Source organism: Candidatus Limnocylindria bacterium (assembly GCA_036523395.1).
Classification (GTDB): domain Bacteria; phylum Chloroflexota; class Limnocylindria; order P2-11E; family P2-11E; genus CF-39.
Genome location: DATDEH010000108.1, coordinates 1 through 20,067, shown reverse-complemented (window position 1 = coordinate 20,067; position 20,067 = coordinate 1). Strand labels below are relative to the sequence as shown.

Sequence of the window (20,067 nt, the reverse complement as noted above, 5' to 3'; positions counted from 1 at the left end):
GTCGCGATCCTCCGCTACCCGGGCACGTGGAGCGAGCGCGACTTCCAGCACGCGCTCTCGCTCGTGCCGGATGTCGAGAGCGACATCCTCTGGCACGAGGACGCCGACCTCGCGGGCTACGACGCCGCGATCGTTCCGGGCGGGTTCACCTACGGCGACTACGTCCGCGCCGGCGCGATCGCGAAGCTCTCGCCGGCGACGCAGGCGCTGCGCCGCTTCGCCGAGAAGGGCAAGCTCGTGCTCGGCTCGTGCAACGGATTCCAGATCCTGTGCGAGGCCGGGCTGCTGCCCGGCGCGCTCGTGCGCAACCGCGGCCTCGAGTTCCGCTGCGACTGGGTCCACATGCGAGTCGAGAGCGACACGACGCCGTGGACCGCGGGCCTGCGCGGCGCCATCCTCCGGATGCCGATCGCGCACGGCGAGGGGTGCTGGGTCGCGGACGAGGAGACGCTCGCCGACGTCGAAGCGCGCGGTCAGGTCATCTTCCGCTACACGGACGAGCGCGGTGCGGCGACAGCAGCGTCCAACCCCAACGGATCGACGGGCAACATCGCAGGGGTCTGCAATGAGGGCCGGAACGTCGTGGGGCTCATGCCTCACCCGGAACGGTGCTCGGAGGCACTCTTAGGGGGGACCGACGGGTATCGGGTCCTCGCCAATCTGGCCCCGGCTCTGGCAGGCACGGCTCCTGCCATATATAGATAGGTATAGAGATGGACCTTTTCGAGAAACAGGCCCAACTCCAGTCGCTCTTTCAGACGAGCCCGGTCGACGCTGCCTACGGCCAGGGCACCCCCGCCGCACGCAAACTGGCGGGCGCGTTCTCCGACCAGAGCGTCGGGCTCCTCCTCCTCGACAAAGTGAAGACCAACGAGTTCTTCGACTACCAGGTCTATTTCGTGAGCGAGCTGTCGAAGACGCTCGAGACCGAGGGCCTCGACGTCGTGATCCTGAACCAGGCCTCGCTCCTCCAGCGCGCGCAGGTCATCCGCAGCTGGAGCCTCCTCTTCCAGCGCGATCACAAGCGCCGGGTCCAGTGGGAGGCGCGCGCGGTCATGGAGTACCTCGAGTTCCAGAAGTACGACGACATCCAGAGCAAGGCGCTCGCGGAACGCACGAAGGGCGAGCGTTTCGCGATCGACGCCGAGTACGTGTTCGCGCGTCTCGCGCGCCTGCGCGAGTACACGCAGCTCCTCTCGGATCTGCGCCCGATCGAGCGCATGAAGTTCCGCTCGGACCCCAAGCTCTACGGACTTGCGCAGTGGTACCTGCAGCAGGCGGTGGAGCTGCTCTTCGGCACGGGCGCGTATCTCGTGATGGCGCTCGCGCTGCCGAAGCCCGAGGCGTACCACGACATCCTCGACGCCATCGGCAAGCACGGGATCATTGACAAGCAGCTCGCCTACCGTCTCGAGCATCTCGCGAGCCTGCGCAATCTGCTTGCGTATGACCGCGAGCAGACCGACATCGACGAGGTGTACACGCAGGTCCAAACTCGCGTACCCGATCTGCTGGCATTCGCCGATCAGATCGAACGCTTCATCGGAGCCGACTCCGCGGTATGAGCTCGCCCCCTGTGCTCACGGGGGCGGAAACGGCGCAGCCTAAGTTGGACATCCTTTCCGAGGTCGGCCTTACTGCCTTCGAGGGCGCCCGCGTGCGCGAGCTAGTGGGCCGCGAGCCGAACCCTCTCGAGTGGGCGATGTTCGGCGCCATGTGGAGCGAGCACTGCGCGTACAAACATTCGAAGAAGCTGCTGCGCACATTACCGACGAAGGGTGCGCGCGTCGCGCTCGGCCCGGGAGAGAACGCCGGCGCCGTTGATCTCGGTGACGGGCTGCTCTGCGCGTTCAAGGTGGAGAGTCACAACCATCCCTCGGCCGTCGAGCCGTATCAAGGCGCGGCCACCGGCGTCGGCGGGATCCTGCGCGACGTCTTCGCGATGGGCGCGCGCCCCGTCGCGGTCCTGAACGCGCTGTTCTTCGGGCCGCCGAGCGCGCCGCGCGCGCGCCGCCTGCTGTCCGGCGTCGTTGGTGGCATCTCCTATTACGGGAACTGCGTCGGCATCCCGGACGTGGGCGGTCACGTCTCGTTCGAGAGCTGCTATCTCGAGAACCCGCTCGTGAACGCGATGTGCGTCGGTCTCGTTCGCCGTGACCGTCTCTCGCGCGCCAACACGGCACGGCCCGGAAGCGCGGTCTATCTCGTCGGTTCGGACACCGGCCGCGATGGGATCTCCGGCGCCTCCCTGCTGGCGAGCTTCGAGCTTGGCGCGCAGGACGATGCGAAACGGCCATCGGTGCAGGTAGGAAATCCATTCCTCGAGAAGCTGCTGATGGAAGCGACCCTCGAGCTGGTGGAGACCGATGCGGTCGAGGCCGTGCAGGACCTGGGCGCCGCCGGGCTGACCTGCGCCTCGAGCGAGGTGGCGGCCCGAAGTGGGGTCGGCATGCGCATCGATGTGGACGCGGTGCCGCGTCGAGCGAAACAGATGACGCCCTATGAAGTGATGCTGAGCGAGTCGCAGGAGCGGATGCTGGTGATCGCTCGACCGGGACGCGAAGGCGACGTCGAGCGCGTCTTCCGCCAATGGGAGCTGCACGGCGTGCGAATCGGAGAAGTCACCAAAGAACAGGTGCTGACCATCCTGAGCGACGGCGAAACGGTCGCGACGCTCCCGCCGGCGTTGCTGGCAGACGAAGCCCCCGAGTACGACATAAAGGAGTGGGCGAAGGCGCCCGGCGGCGGCGACGTTGCCTCGGTCGGGGCCGGCCTCTCTCCTCGCGGCGCCCCCTTCCTAAACGACGAGACGCTCGGCGAACGCGCGGGGGGCCCCACGCTCGTCGATATGCCTGGCCCCTCCCTCGACCTCGCCGCCGCCGGGCGCGCCCAGCCCACGCACAAGATCGGACTCGAATTGCTTGAGTTGCTTGCATCGCCGGCGGTCGCGTCCCGCTCCGTGATCTATCGCACCTACGACCAGATGGTTGGCACCGATACGGTCCTTGGTCCCGGCGCCGACGCCGCTTTGCTTCGCATTAAAGGACGCGCAGACGGCATCGCGATTGCCATCGATGCGCAGCCTCGGGTCGCCGCGCTGGACCCCTTCGTTGGAGCAGCGTCGGCAGTCGCCGAAGCGCTTCGCAACGTTGTTTGCGTTGGCGCCACTCCTCTCGCCATCACGGACTGCCTCAACTTGGGTAATCCAGAACGTCCTGAGGGCGCATGGCAGCTCGAGCGCACCATCGCGGGCATCTCCGCCGCTTGCGACGCGCTGGGCGTGCCGGTCGTCTCCGGCAACGTCTCGCTGTACAACGCGACGCGCGGCGCGGACATCTGGCCGACCGCGGTGATCGGCGCGGTGGGTCACATCGACGACGTGACGCGTCACGTCCCGGTGACATCGGGTCGCCGCGGCGACGTCGTGATGCTCGCCGGCAGCGCGAACGTCTCCGTCGGCGCTTCTGCGTACGGCGCACAGGTCGGCCTCCACGAGGGCCCCGTCGCGATCGACCTCGCGCTCGAAGCCCGCTTGCAGCGTTTCGTGCTCGCCGCCCACCGCGCCGGCACGATCCGCGCTGCGCATGATCGTTCCGACGGCGGCCTGGCCGTCGCGCTGGCCGAGCTCGCGCTGCGCGATCGGATCGGCATGAAGGTCGTCCTCCCCGCGGTCCGCGGGATCGACAAGCGCGTCGCGCTCTTCGGTGAAGGTCCGTCGGGCGTGGTCCTCGTGCTCGGTCCATCGTTGGAGTCGCAGGTGCGCGCGCTCGCGGCCCAGCACGACGTCCCGGTGTGGACGCTCGGGACCATCGGTGGAGATCTGCTCGAGATCGCGCCGGTCCTGGGTCTGCCGATCGCCGCGCTGATCGATGCGCATGGGAACGGGCTCGCGCGAGCGCTGGGGAGGGAGGTCTAGGCATGTGCGGCGTGTGTGGCATCTGGAGCCCTCGCGAGCAGGCCACCGCCGATCCGGCGGAGGCCGCCCGGCTGATGTTCTTCTCCTTATATGCGCTGCAGCACCGCGGTCAGGAATCCGCGGGTATGGCCGCGACCGACGGACGCGACCTGCGGGTCGTGCGCCGCATGGGCCTGGTCGGCCAGGTCTTCAGCGAGCCGGACCTCGGCGTGCTCACCGGCCGCGCCGCGATGGGCCACACGCGCTACTCGACGACCGGTGCGTCGAAGATCCAGAACGCGCAGCCGTTCACCGTACGTGCCGAGGGACTGGGCGAGCTCGCGATCGCGCACAACGGCAACTGCATCAACGCCCGCGAGATCCGCGACGAGCTCGCCGGCGACGGCGTGCACTTCGTCACGTCGTCCGACACCGAGGTCGTCGCGCAGGCGATCGTTCACGCGACCGGCACCTCCTGGGACCAGCGGATCGTCCATGCGCTGCCGACGCTCGTCGGCGCGTGGTCCCTCGTCCTGTTGACACCGACCGCGCTCTACGCGATCCGCGATCCCCTCGGTGTGCGGCCGCTGAGCCTCGGGCGCAAGGGTGGCGCGTGGCTGGTCGCGAGCGAGACGTGCGCGCTCGACACGATCGGCGCGCAGTTCGTGCGCGACGTCGCGCCCGGTGAGGTGTTGCGGATCGACGACCGCGGTCCGGTCACGATCGCCGATCTCGCATCGCATGATCGCCGCGGCCTGTGCATCTTCGAGCATGTGTATCTCGCGTCGGCTTCGAGCCGGCTCGGCGGCGTCTCGGTGTACGCGACACGCGAGCGGATGGGCGAGATCCTCGCCGACGAACATCCCGCGCAGGCCGATGCGGTGATCCCCGTGCCGGACAGCGCGATCCCCGCGGCCGTCGGATACGCGCGGCGCAGCGGGATCCCCTTCCACGAGGGGCTCATCAAGAACCGCTACATCGGCCGCACGTTCATCCAGCCGTCCGACGAGCTGCGCCGGCACAACGTCGCGCTCAAGTACAACGCGCTCTCCGACGTGCTCGAGGGCAAGCGCATCGTCGTGGTCGACGACTCGATCGTGCGCGGCAACACCAGCGGCCCGATCGTCGACCTGCTTCGCCGCAACGGCGCGAAGGAAGTCCACATGCGCATCTGCTCGCCGCCGATCCAGCACCAGTGCTTCTTCGGCGTCGACATGGCCAAGCGGAGCGAGCTCATCGGGTCTCGGCTCGACATCGAGGGGATCCGCCGCCACATCGGGGCGGACACGCTCGGCTATCTCTCGCTCGCCGGCATGGTGAGCGCGACCGGCGCGACGCGCGACGAACACTGCACCGCCTGCTTCACCGGCGACTATCTCGTCCCGGTGCAGCTGGAGCTCGAGAAGAGCGTGCTCGAGACCGAGCTGGCGTGACCGAGCTCACCTATCGCGCGACGGGCGTCGACCCCACGCGTGCCGAGCGTTCGCTGGCGCAGGTGCGCGAGCGTATCGCTCGTACGAAGACACCCGAGGTCATCGGCGACATCGGCGCGTTCGGCGGCTTGTTCGCGTCACCGGGCAAGGACCGCGTTCTGGTCGCGACGACCGACGGCGTCGGCACGAAGCTCGAGATCGCACGCCTTCTGGATCGACACGAGGTGGTGGGCACCGATCTCGTCCACCACTGCGTGAATGACGCGATGGCGATGGGTGCCGAGCCGCTCTTCTTCCTCGACTACTTCTCGACCTCACGCATCGACCCCGCCGTGTTCGCGCGCGTCGTCGGCGCGATGGCCGACGCCTGCGCCGCGCATGGCTGCGCGCTGCTGGGCGGCGAAACGGCGGAGATGCCCGGGATGTACCAGCCCGGCGCCTACGACCTCGCGGGCTTCCTCGTCGGTATGGTCGCGCGCGAAGCGATCCTGCGGCCCGAGTCGGTGCAGGAAGGCGACGCGTGCATCGGCCTTCCGTCGAGCGGCCTTCACACCAACGGCTACACGCTCGCGCGCGCGATCGTCGCGCGGATCGCGGGCGCGCAGGGTCGCGATGTGAAGGACGCGCTCACGGCGCCGCATCCTGAGCTCGGCGGCATCACGCTCGGCGACGCACTCCTCGCGCCGCATACGAGCTACCTCAAGCAGTTCCGCGCGCTGTCGTCGGCGGTGCACGTGCGCTCGATCGCGCATCTGACCGGTGGCGGATGGGAGGGCAACCTTCCGCGTGCGCTCCCCGCGGGTCTCGGAGCGGCGATCGATCGCAGCTCGTGGGAGGTCCCGGCGATCTTCCGCGTCCTCGCCGAGCTGGGCACCGTCCCGGAGCTCGATCAATGGGACACCTGGAATATGGGCATCGGCCTGGTCGTCATGGTCCCCTCGAATGAGGCTGCGGCGGCGCTGCGTTCGGTGCCGGGCGCCGTCGAGATCGGTCGCGTCGAAGCCGCGAGCGGACCGCGCCGCGTGCGCTGGGCATCCCGGTGACGCTGTCCGTCGGCGTCCTCGTCTCAGGCCGCGGTACGAATCTGCAGGCGATCCTCGACGCGTGCGTGACCGGCGCGCTTTCGGCGCGTGTCGTCTTCGTCGCTTCGAATCGGGCAGGCGTGCCCGCGCTCATCCGCGCGTCGCGCGCGCGGGTGCCGAATGCGGCATTCACGGCGGAGGATTACGGGACGCGCGCGGCCGCGCAGGCCGCGATGGCCGACGCGCTAGTTCGCGCCGGAGCGCGGCTCGTCGTGCATGCGGGCTTCGATCACATCCTGGGTCCCGAGTACTTCGTCCGTCTCGCGAACGTGCCGATCATCAACGTCCATCCCGCGCTCCTGCCGCTGTTCGGTGGGCGAGGGATGTTCGGCGATCGCGTTCACGCGGCCGTGCTGGCCGCAGGCGCGACGGAGACCGGTGTGACGGTGCATCGGGTCCATCCGGACACCATCGATCTCGGCGAGATCGTCGTGCAGCGCCGCGTACCGGTCGAGCCGGGCGACGACGTCTCCACGCTTTCGGCGCGCGTGCTCGCCGAAGAGCACAAGGCCATCGTCGACGCGATCCGGACCTTCGCCGCGTAGCACCGCTGGGCGGTGCGGCGTCTAGCGGAGGAGTGTCGCGATGGACCCGAAGGTGGCGATGTCGAGCGCGATCGCGGTGACGACCGCCATGATGACTCGCTTTGCGTGCATTTCCGTGTTCGCTACGACAGGCGCTGTGCTGGTCACGAAACTGTAGTTCTGACGACGCAGACTGTGTCCCGCGCTCAAGGCATCCCCCTAGCCTCTCGCCTCGCCGATCCCCACCGGTGAGGCTCCCACTCTGCCGCCTGTCATTTAGGACCCCGCCCGCAGCACGGGCAATAGGCTCCCCCGAGCGAGTGGTACTGGTACTCCTGAACGCGCGCTGAATGCGAGTCGCTAGAACGGCCGCAGCACCATCAAGACGATGATCGTCACTCACGCAGAAGGACGGCATCGTCGCCCCAGAAGAAGATGCCGGTCACCACGATACGTGTCGAGACCGAAGTGCCTCGCGGCGGAACGCGGGATCGTCGGTGCGACGTGCGAGCTCGGTCAGGACGTTCGTCGCGACATAGCCCGCGACATACGCGAACGCGGCCAGCACATGAAGCAGAAGGACGATCAGAAAGCCGGAGCGAGGCGGAGGTCATCGCCGCCCGCTCACGCCCGGGCTCCTAGACTCGGAGCGTGCCCGACCCCATTCACGAACGCGATCAGGTCGCGACCGCGCTGCGCGCGGCGGCGACCGCCGCGGAGCGGTATCTCACGACGATCGACTCCGACCTCGTGCGGCGGCCCGGCGCAGACGCGGCCGCGATGTCGCTCCGCGCGACCTTTCCTGAGGACGGCGATGGCGCGCTTGTCGCGATCGACGAGCTCGTCCGCGCCAGCGACGGGGCGCTGCGCGCATCCGGCCCGCGGTTCTTCCACTGGGTGATCGGCGGCACGACGCCCGCGGCCCTCGCCGCAGATTGGCTCACGTCCGCGTTCGATCAGAACGCCGCGGCGTACGACTCGACGCCGCTCGGGACACGTTGTGAGGAGCTCGCGATCGACTGGCTCAAGGATCTGTTCGGCCTCCCGCAGTCGTGGGGCGGGGTCCTCACGACCGGCGCGACGATGGCGAACTACACCGCGCTCGCCGCTGCGCGCCGCTGGTGGGCGCAGCGTCACGGCGTCGACGTGGACGCTCGAGGCTTTGCGGGTCTGCCGGCAGTCCCGGTGCTATCGAGCGGCTACATCCATCCCAGCGCGACGAAGGCGCTCGCGATGCTCGGCATCGGCCGCGAGACCGCGCACCGCTTCGCGCGCGACGACGTCGGCCGGGTCGATCTCGCCGCGCTCGAGGCCGCGCTCCGGTCGCTGAACGGCGCGCCGGCGATCATCGTCGGAAACGCCGGCGAGGTGAACGCCGGCGACTTCGATCCGATCGAGCGTCTCGCCGACCTCGCGGAGCGGTATGGGTCGTGGCTGCACGTCGACGGCGCCTTCGGTCTCTTCGCGCGAGTCACGCCGCGCGCCGCGCATCTGGCCGCTGGTGTCGAGCGCGCGCACTCCGTGATCGCGGACGCGCACAAGTGGCTCAACGTGGCCTATGACTCGGGCTTCGCGTTCGTTCGCGACGCGTCCCTGCTCGACGCGGCGTTCGCTATCGGCGCGCCATACCTGCCGAAGGCAGGCGAGCATCCGATGTTCGGCGGACGCGGACCCGAGGCGTCGCGTCGCGCGCGTGGCATCGCGGTCTGGGCGACGCTGCGCGCGTACGGCCGAGCCGGTCATCGCGCGATGGTGGAGCGGCATCTGGGTCTCGCGCAGCGGCTCGCGCGTGCGGTCGACGCCGCGCCGGAGCTGGAGCGCATGGCGGATGTCCCGCTGAACATCGTCTGCTTCCGGTACCGACCCGGCGATGTTTCCGAGGACGCGCTCGACACGCTCAACGCGAAGATCGGCGCGGATCTGCTCGCGGACGGTCGCGTGTATGTCGGGACGACGCGCTATCGGGGACGCGTCGCGTTCCGGCCGGCGATCGTGAACTGGCGAACGACCGAGACAGACATCGATCTCATCGTCGAGGTCGTGCGCGAGCTCGGCGCGCGGCTCGGAGTGACGGTCGCGTAGCGCCGCGCGGCTAGAACAGCGGCGGAGCCGCGCCCGCGCAGCTCGCGGACTCGTGCGGCATGAGCGGTGTCACGACGAGCCGCACGGATCCGGTCGCGTGCCACGTCAGCGCGGCGGTGGTGCTCGATCTGTCCCGCCTCGCGGCCCCGGCCTGGGTCAGCGTGTCGCCAAGGAGCTGGGCGTCCTCGTCGACCATCACCGCGCACCGCCACAGCGTGCCGCTCATCGGCCCGCCCACGGCGTCGATCGGCGTGAGGAACGGCCAGATCGCATCCGCGTCCGGCTGCCTCCCGTAGGGAACGGGCGCCTGGTTCGGCTCCGCCAGGATGAACAGCCGCTGGAACACGGGCTGGTATGGCTGCTGCCGTGAGTCGGCCCACAGGTTCGTCGCGACCCATGAGAGATCCTCATAACCGCGCGCGAGCGCCGTCAGCTTCTCGCGCGTGGTCGACTTCTGATACTGCTCGTCGTCCGGCTGTCCGGTGGGCTCGAACGAGACGCGGACCTCGCGTCCGGCGTTGGCGACGGTGAGGATCAGGAACGTCGGACCTCGGCCGGGCGGCGTGGTGCCGGGCACGGGCACGCGCGGATAGCTCGCGTCCTTGTCGAAGAGACCCGTCTGGATCGCCTGCAGCAGCATCGTCGCGGTCCCCGTCGGCGTCAGCTTGCGCTGGAGGAGCTGACCGCTGGCGTCCTGCGTGATGACGCGGCCGTCGTCGGTCATGAGGAAGCGCAGCAGCGGAGTCACGGGGATGTCGCTCGCCTGCTCGGAGCTCAGTAGGCGCGACGGCGGCGTCACGCTCGGGATGGGTCGCAGGGCGATCTTCGGCGGGGCGGTCTTCCCGGACGCGGACGGCGTGGCTCCGCTCGCCGTGGCGGCCGGTTGGACCTGCGGCGATCCGCTGCGCGTGACGACGACGCGCGGCTCGCACGCGACGAACGCGAGGACGAGCGCGACCGGCAGCCACCTCATAGGCGCTCGATCTTCACGGGTGCGCCCTTGGCGTAGGTCACGCGTACGCCTTCACCGTACCCGAACGATGGTCCGTTCAGCTTCGCTCCGAGCTTGTCGGCGATCACGATCGCGGGGAGATCGACGATGCCGCCGTGCGAGACGGCGAGCACCCGGTCCTTCTCGCCGACGCGGGACGCGATCCGCGACCAGACGGGAAGCTGCTCCTGCGCGAAGCGCCGCGCCGCCTCGTCGGTGCGCATGAGTAGGGTCCAGTCGGCGAGCGTCTTCATTTCGCCGAACATCCGAGCGGCGGCGCCGCCCAGATCCGGCAGAAGCGCTGGCTCGGCCGCGTCGAGGCGCCCGGCGATGCGCTCGGCCGTTTCCTTCGCGCGCGGCAGCGGGCTCGACACCACCAGCGCGTACCTCGGCGCGTCCTTCGCGAGTCGCTCGCACATCGCGCGACCGGCGGCCGAGAGGGCGCTCTGGTTATCGGCGGCGTTGACGCGCTCGGCGTGGCGGCGGATCTCCAGAATGCTCACCGGATTAGTCTCGCAAGGATAGGGAGGGGCAGATGAAGACCATCCGGCAGACGGCGACGATCCGCGGCGCGACCCCGCACGACATCTACGAGACCATCATGGATTCGAAGAAGCACACCAGGCTCTCGCGGCAGCCCACGACCGTGAGTCGGCGGGTCGGCGGCGCGTTCAAGGTCGGTCACGATCTCGAGGGCAAGCACCTCAGGCTCACCAAGGACAAGCGCATTGTGCAGACCTGGCGTGCGAACAACTGGCCGAAGGGCACGTATTCGAAGGCCACGTTCGCGCTAGCTCGCACCACCGGTGGGACCCGCGTCACCTTCACGCAGACCGGGGTGCCCGACAAGTTCCACGGCGAGATCGCCAAAGGCTGGCGCGTGTATTACTGGAGCCCATTGCGTAAGCAATTCGGCGTGAAACGGGCGAAATAACGGAGCTGCGCGTACCCAGGCGCTAGGACGGTAGGCGACCAAGCGCGGCACGGTGTTTGCTACTGTTCGGCGAGATGCGGGTCCTCATCACGGGTGTCACCGGCTTCGCCGGCAGCCATCTCGCGGAGTACATCCTGGCGCACCACCCCGGCGTCGCGATCTATGCGACGTACCGGTGGCGTTCGCGTACGGAGAACCTCGAGACCCTGACTGCCCAGAACAAGGTGGAGATGATCGAGGGCCGGTATCCGACCGGCGGGACGCTCCGCGACGACGGCCGAAAAGGCCGGGTCACGCTCCTGCACTGCGAGCTCACCGATCCCGGCGCGGTCGAGAAGCTGATCGCTTCGGTCCAGCCGCAGCGGGTCTTCCACCTCGCGGCGCAGTCGTACGTGCAGTCCTCGTTCGACGAGCCGGCGGCGACGCTGCGGATCAACATCGAGTCGCAGCTCAACCTGCTTGAGGCTATCCGGCGGCACGACACGCAGATCCGCATGCACATCGCCGGGTCGAGCGAGGAATACGGGCTCGTCCACCCGGACGAGGTCCCGATGAAAGAGACGAATCCGCTGCGCCCGCTCTCGCCGTACGCGGTGAGCAAGGTGGCGCAGGACAAGCTCGCGTACCAGTACTTCAAGTCCTACGGGATGCACCTCGTCGTGACACGCGGCTTCAACCACACCGGTCCCCGGCGCGGTACGCACTTCGTGACCAGTACCCTCGCGCGCCAGATCGCGTTGATCGAGGCAGGGAAGCACGAGCCGGTGATCTACCACGGCGACCTGACGAGCAAGCGCGACTGGACCGACGTCCGCGACATGGTCCGCGCGTACTGGCTCGCCCTCGAGAAGGGCGAGCCCGGTGAGGTCTACAACGTCGGGCGCGGCAAGTGCTGGTCGATCCGAGAGATGCTCGACATCCTCCTTTCGCACTCGTCGGTGAAGATCAAGACGCAGGAGGACCCCGCCCGGCTGCGACCGAGCGACGTTCCGATCCTGTGGGCGGACACGGCGAAATTCCAGCGCGCGACCGGATGGGAGCCGCAGATCCCGTTCGAGAAGACGCTGGCGGACCTACTCGACTATTGGCGGGAGCGCGTGCGTCGTGATACGCAGCTCGGGGCGGAGGTCTAAGTAAGTGCCTGATCTTGGTGGACTCTGGACGACGTTCGTCAACAACCCGCTCGTCCAGCTCGCGGTACGCGGCGCGGGTCTCTACGTTCTCTTCCTCTACCTCGCGATGGTCTTCTGGACCGTCCGCGACGCGCAGCAGCGCACGGAGAATCCGATCCTTCCGTACCTCGCCGGCCTGCTCGTCGTCGTGCTCAACGTCCTCGGACTCTTCCTCTATCTCATCGTGCGTCCGAGGGAGACGCTCGGTGAAGCGTATGAACGGCAGCTCGCGGAGGAGAGCCTCCTCGCGGAAGCGGAGCAGCGCGTCGTGTGTCCCACCTGCAAGGAACGCGTGCAGGAGGACTTCATCCTCTGCCCGACGTGCCGCACACGCCTCAAGCGGATGTGCCCCTCGTGCGCGAAGCTCATCCGGCCCGAGTGGAATATCTGCCCGTACTGCGCGAAGGACTTCGACGAGCGCGACTGGACCGTCCACGCCGGAGGCAAGGCGGCCGAATAGCGCCGCGGTGACGTGATCCTCCTCGCGCGCGTGGTCCAGTTCGCATCGGCACTGCTTCTCGCGTACGGGACGAGTTACGGACCGCGGGCAGGCAATCTCGTGTTCGTCTTCGGGATCGCGCTGACCGCGCTCATGACGATCGCGATCTTCAGCCGGGAACGGAACTGGCTGCGCGCCATCTGGCCGGCGATCCTCGGGTTCGCGATCCTGTTCGCATGGTCCGGGTACCCGTTCCTCGGCCGCCCCGTCTGCGAGACCGACGGGCTATCAGGTGTCGCCAGTTCAGACAGACCGTTTGTAGCCTGCGCCGTGTCCGGGTCGCAGGCGATCACCATCGCGGCGATCGTTCTGGTCGGCGCCGCGGTCGTCGCGGCGGTCGTCGACTGGAGGCGGTCTTCCGTCGCCCCGGCGTAGTCCAGCGGCGTCCGATATTCCTGGCGCGTGCCCATTCGCGAATGGCCTGAGTCCACGCGCCCGCGCGAGCGTCTGGTCGCGCGCGGTGCGTCGTCGCTCTCGGATGACGAGCTCCTCGCGCTCTTGATCGGAAGCGGCACAAGCCGGCGGTCCGCGCTGCTCATCGCCAATGAGGTCCTCCGTGCGATCGGCGGCACTCGCTCCGTCGGTCGGGCCGACGTCTCCCGCCTGCGTGACGCCGGCCTCGGCCTCGCGACGGCCGTGCGCGTCGCCGCCGCGTGCGAGCTCGGCCGCCGCGTGATCGCGGCGAGCGCCGACGGCGAGCGCTGCGACACGCCGGACCTCGCCGCCGCCGCGCTCGCGCCACACTTCGCGCATCTCGAGCGCGAGTCCCTCGTCGTGGCACTGCTGTCGCGCAAGCATCGGCTCACCGCGGTCGTGCCGGTCTACGTGGGCAACGTCGCCGGCACCTCGGTGCGGATCGGCGAGCTGTTCACCGAGGCCGTGCGCCGCAACGCCTCGGGGATCCTGCTGGCGCACAACCACCCCTCCGGCGATCCGTCGCCTTCCGCCGATGACATCCGGACGACGAAAGACGCCGCGGCGGCCGGGCGGCTGCTAGGGATAGAGGTGGTGGATCACGTGATTTTCGGGGCTGGACGATGGGTGAGCCTCAGGCGCGAGCGGCCCGGCGGCGTGTTCAGTCTCCCGCTGGGATAGAGGCAGCCTTCGCGTAGCGAAGGCGTATCTGGCTGACACGTTCGCCTAACGCGGTCGTTCCGAAAGCCGGTGGGACCGTCAGCCCGACCGGTCATCACGCGGGCCGCCTCGGCACTGGCTCTTGCCGCCGTGGTGATCTTCCCGCTGCAGGGCAGCCGCACCATCGACAGCCCCGCGGCCCAAGACGAGAGCGCCACGGTCGCCTCCGATTACCAGGCCGCGCCGGCGCGCGCGGCGGTGCCGGACATCCTCAGCGTCGGCATGGCGCTGCCGCAGGTCTTCGCCGACAACGAGACAAAGGTGTCGTTCGTGGCGCCAGCAGGCTGGGTGCGCGGCCCTGCAAGCGCGCTGAACCCGGTCTCCGATCCGCCCGAGCCGGTGCTCGAGATCGTGCGTTACCAGGTGCGCCTCTCCGACCCGACGCTGTACGCCGCTCCGATCCCGATCACGAGTGGGCTCGTCGCGGATGCCGGCGCGGTGATCAGCGTCGGCCTCGCGCGCGTCGACAGCGGGCTCGTCGGCATGGACAAGAAGGAGAAGAAGGTGCGCGGCGAGGGCGAGATGGGCGCGACGTCCGGCTTCGTCACCCTCGACGATGAAGCGGTCTACGAAGGAGTCCACATCTTCAGCCGGTACTTCTTCTCGCGCCCCGGTGACCGCGTCGTCGTGATCCGCGCCGCCGCGTCCGACTCCGACTGGAGCGTGCTCGAGGACAAGATCATTCGGTCGGTGGATTCGCTGCGAGCCGATCCGCTCGGCGCGAACGCGCCCGCCGCTCCACCACCGCCTCCGCCACCCGCGCCCGCGGTCGAGCCCGCGCCCGACGCGACCGCGCAGATCCGTCAACGCATCTTGTCGCGCGCCGCGTCGCTCCTCGGGCTGAAGTACGTGTGGGGCGGTAACTCGACGAACGCGGGCATGGACTGCTCCGCGTACGTGAGCTGGACGTGGAGCGTGAGCCGGTACACGACTGACTCGATCTGGAACGTCTCGTTCCCGATCACGAAGGGCGAGCTGCGGCCCGGTGACGCGATGAACCTCACGATCGGTCGCGATCCAAAGCGGACCGGTCACATCCGGATCTTCGAGGCGTGGGCCAACGTCGAGCGCACGCTCGTGTGGGTCTATGAGGAGACGCCGCCCCGCGTCGTCCACCGCGTCATCGTGTACGACGACCGTTACCAACCGATCCGTCTCGCGGGTCTCTCGAGCGCGGGTGAGCTGCGCGTGATCCCCGGCACGCCCGCGCCGACGCCGACGCCGCGACCCGCGACGACTCGCCGTCCCCTCACGGCGACACCCCGACCGACGGTGCGACCGAGCGGAAGCGTCTCGCCGCGCCCGAGCGGGAGCGTCTCGCCGCGGCCCAGCGCGACCGGCACGACGGCGACCGGTACCGCGGTGACACCTCGGCCCTCGCCGACCGCGACCCTCGCGCCCTTCGTGACCCCGACTCCAACACCGGGACCCTGACGCGCGCGCGTTCTGACGCGCTGCGACGTTATCCTTCGCGTGAACGTGGCTCCGCGTCTGGAAGGGGTATCCCCACCTTTGTTCGATGGTCTCCTCGGCATGTTCTCCCGCGACATCGGCATCGATCTCGGCACAGCGAACACGCTCGTGCATGTGCGCGGGCGCGGCATCGTCATCGCCGAGCCATCGGTCGTTGCCAAGGATCAGCGCACGGGTCAGATCCTCGCGATCGGCGCCGAGGCGAAGCGCATGGTCGGACGGACCCCGGCGAGCATCATCGCCGTCCGTCCGCTCAAGGACGGGGTCATCAGCGACTTCGACATCACCGAGCAGATGCTCAACTACTTCATCCGCAAGGTGCACGAGCGTGCGCTGCTCTTCCCGCGACCGCGCGTGATCGTCGGGATCCCATCCGGCGTCACCGAGGTCGAGAAGCGCGCGGTGCAGGACGCGGCGATCTCCGCGGGCGCACGGTGGGCGCGTCTCGTCGAAGAGCCGATGGCAGCGGCGATCGGCGCGGGACTTCCGGTGAACGAGCCGACGGGTTCGATGATCGTCGACATCGGTGGCGGCACGACCGAGGTCGCGGTCACGTCACTCGGCGGCATCGTCATCTCGCGCTCGATCCGCATCGGCGGTGACGAGATGGACAGCGACATCGTTCAGTACGCGCGACGTGAGTTCAACCTGCTGATGGGCGAGCGGACCGCCGAAGACATCAAGATCGCGATCGGGTCCGCGTATCCGCTCGATGAAGAGGTCTCGACGTACTTCCGCGGCCGCGATCTTCTCACGGGACTGCCGCGGTCGATCGAGGTGACGAGCGCACAGATCCGCGAAGCGATCGAGCCGTCGATCGACTCGATCGTCGAGGCGATCAAGCAGACGATCGAAGAGACGCCACCCGAGCTCGTCGCCGACGTCATGGACCAGGGCATCTACCTCGCGGGCGGCGGCGCGCTCCTCCGCGGGCTCGACACGCGGGTCGCCGAGGCGACGCAGATGGCCGTCCACGTCGCCGAGGATCCCCTGACCTGCGTCGTGCGGGGCTGCGGGATGATCGTCGAGGACCTCGTGAAGTACGAAAGATCCCTCGTGATGGATACATATACGTCGAACCCGCGTTAGCGTCTTCGCATGGCGAGCTTCGGTCGCGCACGTCGTACCCAGGGCAGCGTTCTGCGGCCTTTCACCGTGCTCGTCGTGGTCAGCCTGCTGCTCCTGGGGCTCCGGAACACCGACGTCGTTCTTGGCACGTCGACCTTCCTGACCCAGCTCCTCGTCCCGGTCCAGCGCGTTCTCGCCGACATCGGCGCCGCCGGTGACCGCTTTGCGTCCGCGATCGCCCAGATCGATCGGCTGCGCGACGACAACTCGCGCCTCCAAACGGAGAACGACCGGCTGACGCTGGAGAACGTGCGGCTCCGGGAGCAGGCCATCGCAGGCCAGCAGGCCGAGAAGCTCCTGACCTTGCAGCGGACGGTGCCGTTCGAGAGCGTGCCCGCGCCGGTGATCGCCCGCGACCCGGCCGGCGTCCTCCACTCGATCGTCCTCGGGATCGGCAGCGACGACGGGGTCAAGGTCGGCCACGTCGTGCTGTCGGATCAGGGCCTCGTCGGCCGGATCAGCGAGGTCGGGACCAACTACAGCAAGGTGCTGCTCGTCACCGACTCGTCATCTGTGGTGTCCGCACTGGTCCAGGGCTCCCGGGCGACCGGCGTCGTCCGCGGCCAGTTCGGCGACTCCCTGATCATGGACTGGATCCTCCAGACCGAGCCGGTGAAGGAAGGCGACGTGGTGATCACGGCCGGGCTCGGGATCGGCGAGGAGCTGCGCTCGCTGTATCCCAAGGGGCTGGTGATCGGGACGATCTCCCAGGTCAAGACGGCCGAGGCGGCGGCCTACAACCGCGCGATCATCACGCCGGCCGTCGACCTGCGACGGCTCGAGCACGTGCTCGTGGTGAAGACGAACTAGATCGAGCGCAGGCGCGCGCAAGCCGCGCATCCTTTTTCGTAATGTGACGTCCACGTCGCGAAGTTGGCTCGCCACGCGTAGGTGGTTCGCGCGCCGCACGGAATTAGGACGTTGACGTTCGCCCTCGGCTAATCCTTAATCTCCGAAGCGCGGGGAGGAAACGAGTTGGTCCGAAGTGAACGCCGCCAGCGTTTCTCTGGCTGACTCATTGTTTCAAGTGACCGGTGGGGAGGGGAAAGGGCGACTGCGATGTCGCCCTTTCTCGTTGATATGTGCATTGCCTCCGGAACCGACACCATCTCTGCGAACAGCAAGGTTCGGCACGACAGGCCGCCAAGCGACCCGCAGGTAACGTTCCCCTGGTGAGGTCGTTGCCATTCACGTGCTCCTGAGTCGCCTCACCCTGCCCGTGGCGCTCCTTACCTGCCTCCTGCTCGCCACGCCGGTCCTCGCAGCCCCACTCCCGGTCCTCTCCGCCACCTACTCCGTCCCGACGCCCCCGACGGCGATCGTCCAGGGCGCGTCCGTGCCCGTCTCGATCACCGTCCAGAACATCGGGAACGAGATCTGGAACGTCACCGGGGCCAACCCGGTGAAGCTGAGCTACCACTGGTACGACGCCGCAGGGCTCTCCGTCATGTGGGACGGGCCGCGCACGCTGCTCCTGAACGACGTCGTGGCCGGGGCGAGCCACACCCTCACCGCGATGGTCGCGGCGCCGACCACGCCGGGCGCGTACCGCCTCAACTTCGCGCTCGTGAAGGAGGGCGTCGCATGGTTCGCGCAGAGCGCGGCGTACGTCGTCCAGGTCCCGTCCGCGACGATGAGCGCGACGTACTCCGTCGCGACGCCACCGACGGCGATCCCTGCGGGCACGAACGCGCAGATCGCGGTCGCGCTCACGAACACCAGCAACCAGCCGTGGAACATCGACGGCGCGAGTCCCGTGAACCTCAGCCTCCACTGGTACGACGCGTCGGGTAACACCGTCCTCTGGGACGGACCGCGCACGAAGCTCGCTGCCGCTGTCGCACCGAACACGTCGGCCACGGTAACCTCGACCGTCACCGCACCGCCGGTGCCCGGCGCCTACCTGCTCCGCTTCGCGCTGGTCAAGGAGGGCGTCGCGTGGTTCCCGCCGAGCAACCCGATCCCCGTCACCGCCCTTGCCGGCTTCGTCGCCGCGGTCACACCGCCGACGCTGCCGTCGTTCATCGCCGGCGGCACCTATGACGTGCCGATCGTCCTGAAGAACAGCGGCGCCGCCGCCTGGAACGCGACCGGTCCGAATCTCGTCGACGTCTCCTATCACTGGAGCGACGCCGCGGGGAACACCGTGATCTGGGACGGCACGCGCACGCCGCTCGCCGCGAACGTCGAGCCCGGCGCGTCGGCGAACGTCACGCTCAAGGTCGGGACGCCATCGGCTCCCGGCACCTACACGCTGACGATCGATCCGGTGCGTGAGGGCGTCGGCTGGTTCGCGTCGTTCGGCGGTACGCCATATCGCATGCCGGCGACGGTCGGGGCGCTGCGCTACGCGGCGACGTTCGACGGCGTGAGCGCGATGTCCGCCTACTGGGCCGAGACGAAGACGATCGCGGTGAAGCTCACGAACAACGGCAACATCCCCTGGAACTTCGCGGGGGCGAATCCGATCAACCTCGCGTACCACATCCTCGACTCCGCGGGTCGCGCGGTCGTGTGGGACGGCGCGCGCACGCCGCTCGGGGCCGACGTGCTGCCGGGCGCGTCGAAGGACCTGAGCATCACGTTCATCACACCGGGCCAGTCCGGCAGCTACACGCTCGTCGTGGATCTGGTGCGCGAGGGCATCGGATGGTTCGAAGGCACCGGCTCGCCGCCGGCGCGCGTGCCGCTCAGCGTCACGAGCGGATTCACCGCGGGCTACGCCGGCACGACGACGCCGGCGCAGGTCACGATCGGCGCGCAGATCGCGCTCTCGACCACCGTCCTCAACTACGGACCGCGCGCGTGGTCCGCGAGCGGGCCGAACAAGGTGAGCCTCAGCTATCACATCACCACCGCGGCCGGCGACATGGTCGTGTGGGACGGCGCGCGTGGCGTGCTGCCGAACGACGTGCCGCCGTTCTCGCAGGTCACCGTGCCGATCACCGTCGCGGTGCCGCAGGGCGTCGGCGACTACGTCATCTCCTGGGACCTGGTGCTCGAGGGCGTCGCGTGGTTCAGCAGCACCGGCGTTGCGACGAAGCGCGAGCCATTCAGCGTCGTCTCCGGTGTGGTCTTCTATGGGAGCGGATTCGGGCACGGCCTCGGCATGAGCCAGTACGGGGCGCAGGGTTGGGCGACGGGCGTCACCGGCCTCACGCTCAACGCGGAGCAGATCGTTCAGAAGTACTACCCGGGCACGTCGTTCCAATTCGTCGACGCCTCGCGCCCGCAGGTGCGCGTCCTTCTCTCTCAGCCGTCGTCGGTCGCGCGCTACCGCTGCGGCGACAACCGCTTCTTCGGCGGCGCCGCCGGCAACGTGTCGTCAGATGGTGGGTTCCGCGTCCTCGATGAGATGTCGGGGAACGCCGAGATCGGCCGCGCCGGGCCCAAGCAGCCGTGGCAGTTCGTCGCGGACCCCGGCGGCGTCGAGGTGTGGGACAACAGCGGTACGCCGCGTCTCGTTCGCATCGTCGCGGTGGCCGCGGTCGTGCCGCTCGATCCGAACCAGCCGCTCGGCTTCGCCGAAAAGGGCATCTATCGAGGGAACTTCCGCTTCACGAGCCTCGGCGGCACGCTGCGCGCGGTCAACGTCGTGACCTGGGATGACTACGTGCGCGGCGTGATCCCGCTCGAGATGCCGACGACGTGGCACCCCGAGGCGCTCAAGGCGCAGGCCTACGCCGCGCGCTCGTACGGCTACAACTCGTACAAGGGCGG

General features: G+C 68.7%; 18 protein-coding genes. 16 read left to right on the top strand and 2 right to left on the bottom strand.

All coding sequences use genetic code 11. The features are described from left to right. The 7 genes from purQ to VI056_13575 form a co-directional block, all read left to right on the top strand. Positions 1 to 705: phosphoribosylformylglycinamidine synthase subunit PurQ (gene purQ / locus VI056_13605; GenBank protein HEY6204062.1), on the top strand; the 705-nt coding region annotated here is incomplete at its 5' end. An 8-nt stretch (positions 706 to 713) separates the two neighbouring features. After that, the gene (locus VI056_13600; GenBank protein HEY6204061.1) at positions 714 to 1,565 is read left to right on the top strand and encodes a HepT-like ribonuclease domain-containing protein; all 852 of its coding nucleotides are present in this window, start codon (positions 714 to 716) and stop codon (positions 1,563 to 1,565) included. 44 nt (positions 1,566 to 1,609) lie between these two features. Continuing rightward, entirely contained in the window at positions 1,610 to 3,916 is a 2,307-nt protein-coding gene (gene purL / locus VI056_13595; protein HEY6204060.1) for a phosphoribosylformylglycinamidine synthase subunit PurL, read from the top strand. 2 nt (positions 3,917 to 3,918) lie between these two features. Then, a complete protein-coding gene (gene purF / locus VI056_13590; protein HEY6204059.1) occupies positions 3,919 to 5,328 on the top strand; it encodes an amidophosphoribosyltransferase in 1,410 nt (469 codons plus the stop codon). Continuing rightward, positions 5,325 to 6,371, top strand: coding sequence for a phosphoribosylformylglycinamidine cyclo-ligase (gene purM, locus VI056_13585; GenBank protein HEY6204058.1), 1,047 nt, complete (start codon positions 5,325 to 5,327; stop codon positions 6,369 to 6,371). The genes purF and purM overlap by 4 nt, the downstream gene beginning before the upstream one ends. After that, a complete protein-coding gene (gene purN / locus VI056_13580; protein HEY6204057.1) occupies positions 6,368 to 6,955 on the top strand; it encodes a phosphoribosylglycinamide formyltransferase in 588 nt (195 codons plus the stop codon). The genes purM and purN overlap by 4 nt, the downstream gene beginning before the upstream one ends. Positions 6,956 to 7,585: 630 nt before the next feature. Beyond that, complete coding sequence (locus VI056_13575; GenBank protein ID HEY6204056.1) at positions 7,586 to 9,016, top strand: pyridoxal-dependent decarboxylase; 1,431 nt, start codon at positions 7,586 to 7,588, stop codon at positions 9,014 to 9,016. Between the two features lie 10 nt (positions 9,017 to 9,026). Here VI056_13575 and VI056_13570 read toward each other — a convergent pair whose 3' ends face one another. Beyond that, positions 9,027 to 9,989, bottom strand: a complete 963-nt coding sequence (locus tag VI056_13570; protein HEY6204055.1) for a hypothetical protein — start codon at positions 9,987 to 9,989, stop codon at positions 9,027 to 9,029. Next, the gene (locus VI056_13565; protein ID HEY6204054.1) at positions 9,986 to 10,510 is read right to left on the bottom strand and encodes a histidine phosphatase family protein; all 525 of its coding nucleotides are present in this window, start codon (positions 10,508 to 10,510) and stop codon (positions 9,986 to 9,988) included. The genes VI056_13570 and VI056_13565 overlap by 4 nt, the downstream gene beginning before the upstream one ends. 32 nt (positions 10,511 to 10,542) lie before the next feature. Between VI056_13565 and VI056_13560 the strand changes: the two genes are divergently transcribed. The 9 genes from VI056_13560 to VI056_13520 all read left to right on the top strand — a co-directional run. Next, the gene (locus tag VI056_13560; GenBank protein ID HEY6204053.1) at positions 10,543 to 10,941 is read left to right on the top strand and encodes an SRPBCC domain-containing protein; all 399 of its coding nucleotides are present in this window, start codon (positions 10,543 to 10,545) and stop codon (positions 10,939 to 10,941) included. Positions 10,942 to 11,015: 74 nt separating this feature from the next. After that, complete coding sequence (locus tag VI056_13555) at positions 11,016 to 12,074, top strand: GDP-mannose 4,6-dehydratase (GenBank protein HEY6204052.1); 1,059 nt, start codon at positions 11,016 to 11,018, stop codon at positions 12,072 to 12,074. A gap of 4 nt (positions 12,075 to 12,078) precedes the next feature. Then, positions 12,079 to 12,573, top strand: coding sequence for a zinc ribbon domain-containing protein (locus VI056_13550; protein ID HEY6204051.1), 495 nt, complete (start codon positions 12,079 to 12,081; stop codon positions 12,571 to 12,573). Positions 12,574 to 12,585: 12 nt separating this feature from the next. Further along, positions 12,586 to 12,987, top strand: a complete 402-nt coding sequence (locus VI056_13545) for a hypothetical protein (GenBank protein HEY6204050.1) — start codon at positions 12,586 to 12,588, stop codon at positions 12,985 to 12,987. Between the two features lie 27 nt (positions 12,988 to 13,014). Beyond that, positions 13,015 to 13,707 (top strand): DNA repair protein RadC, encoded by a 693-nt coding sequence (gene radC, locus VI056_13540; GenBank protein ID HEY6204049.1) that lies wholly within the window; start codon positions 13,015 to 13,017, stop codon positions 13,705 to 13,707. Between the two features lie 69 nt (positions 13,708 to 13,776). After that, positions 13,777 to 15,180: a hypothetical protein gene (locus VI056_13535; GenBank protein ID HEY6204048.1), complete on the top strand. Its 1,404-nt coding sequence runs from the start codon at positions 13,777 to 13,779 to the stop codon at positions 15,178 to 15,180. A gap of 99 nt (positions 15,181 to 15,279) precedes the next feature. Beyond that, on the top strand, positions 15,280 to 16,308 hold the full coding sequence (locus tag VI056_13530; protein ID HEY6204047.1) for a rod shape-determining protein: 1,029 nt from the start codon (positions 15,280 to 15,282) through the stop codon (positions 16,306 to 16,308). Between the two features lie 9 nt (positions 16,309 to 16,317). Next, positions 16,318 to 17,157, top strand: coding sequence for a rod shape-determining protein MreC (gene mreC, locus VI056_13525; protein HEY6204046.1), 840 nt, complete (start codon positions 16,318 to 16,320; stop codon positions 17,155 to 17,157). Between the two features lie 382 nt (positions 17,158 to 17,539). Next, the coding region (locus tag VI056_13520; protein HEY6204045.1) for a SpoIID/LytB domain-containing protein at positions 17,540 to 20,067 on the top strand (2,528 nt) is incomplete at its 3' end.

Excerpts from the sequence above, each read along its gene's own strand:
- VI056_13600 (HEY6204061.1), top strand. The coding sequence starts at position 714 with ATGGACCTTTTCGAGAAACAGGCCCAACTCCAGTCGCTCTTTCAGACG.
- purF (HEY6204059.1), top strand. The coding sequence starts at position 3,919 with ATGTGCGGCGTGTGTGGCATCTGGAGCCCTCGCGAGCAGGCCACCGCC.
- VI056_13570 (HEY6204055.1), bottom strand. The coding sequence starts at position 9,989 with ATGAGGTGGCTGCCGGTCGCGCTCGTCCTCGCGTTCGTCGCGTGCGAG.
- VI056_13560 (HEY6204053.1), top strand. The coding sequence starts at position 10,543 with ATGAAGACCATCCGGCAGACGGCGACGATCCGCGGCGCGACCCCGCAC.
- VI056_13555 (HEY6204052.1), top strand. The coding sequence starts at position 11,016 with ATGCGGGTCCTCATCACGGGTGTCACCGGCTTCGCCGGCAGCCATCTC.
- VI056_13530 (HEY6204047.1), top strand. The coding sequence starts at position 15,280 with ATGTTCTCCCGCGACATCGGCATCGATCTCGGCACAGCGAACACGCTC.
- mreC (HEY6204046.1), top strand. The coding sequence starts at position 16,318 with ATGGCGAGCTTCGGTCGCGCACGTCGTACCCAGGGCAGCGTTCTGCGG.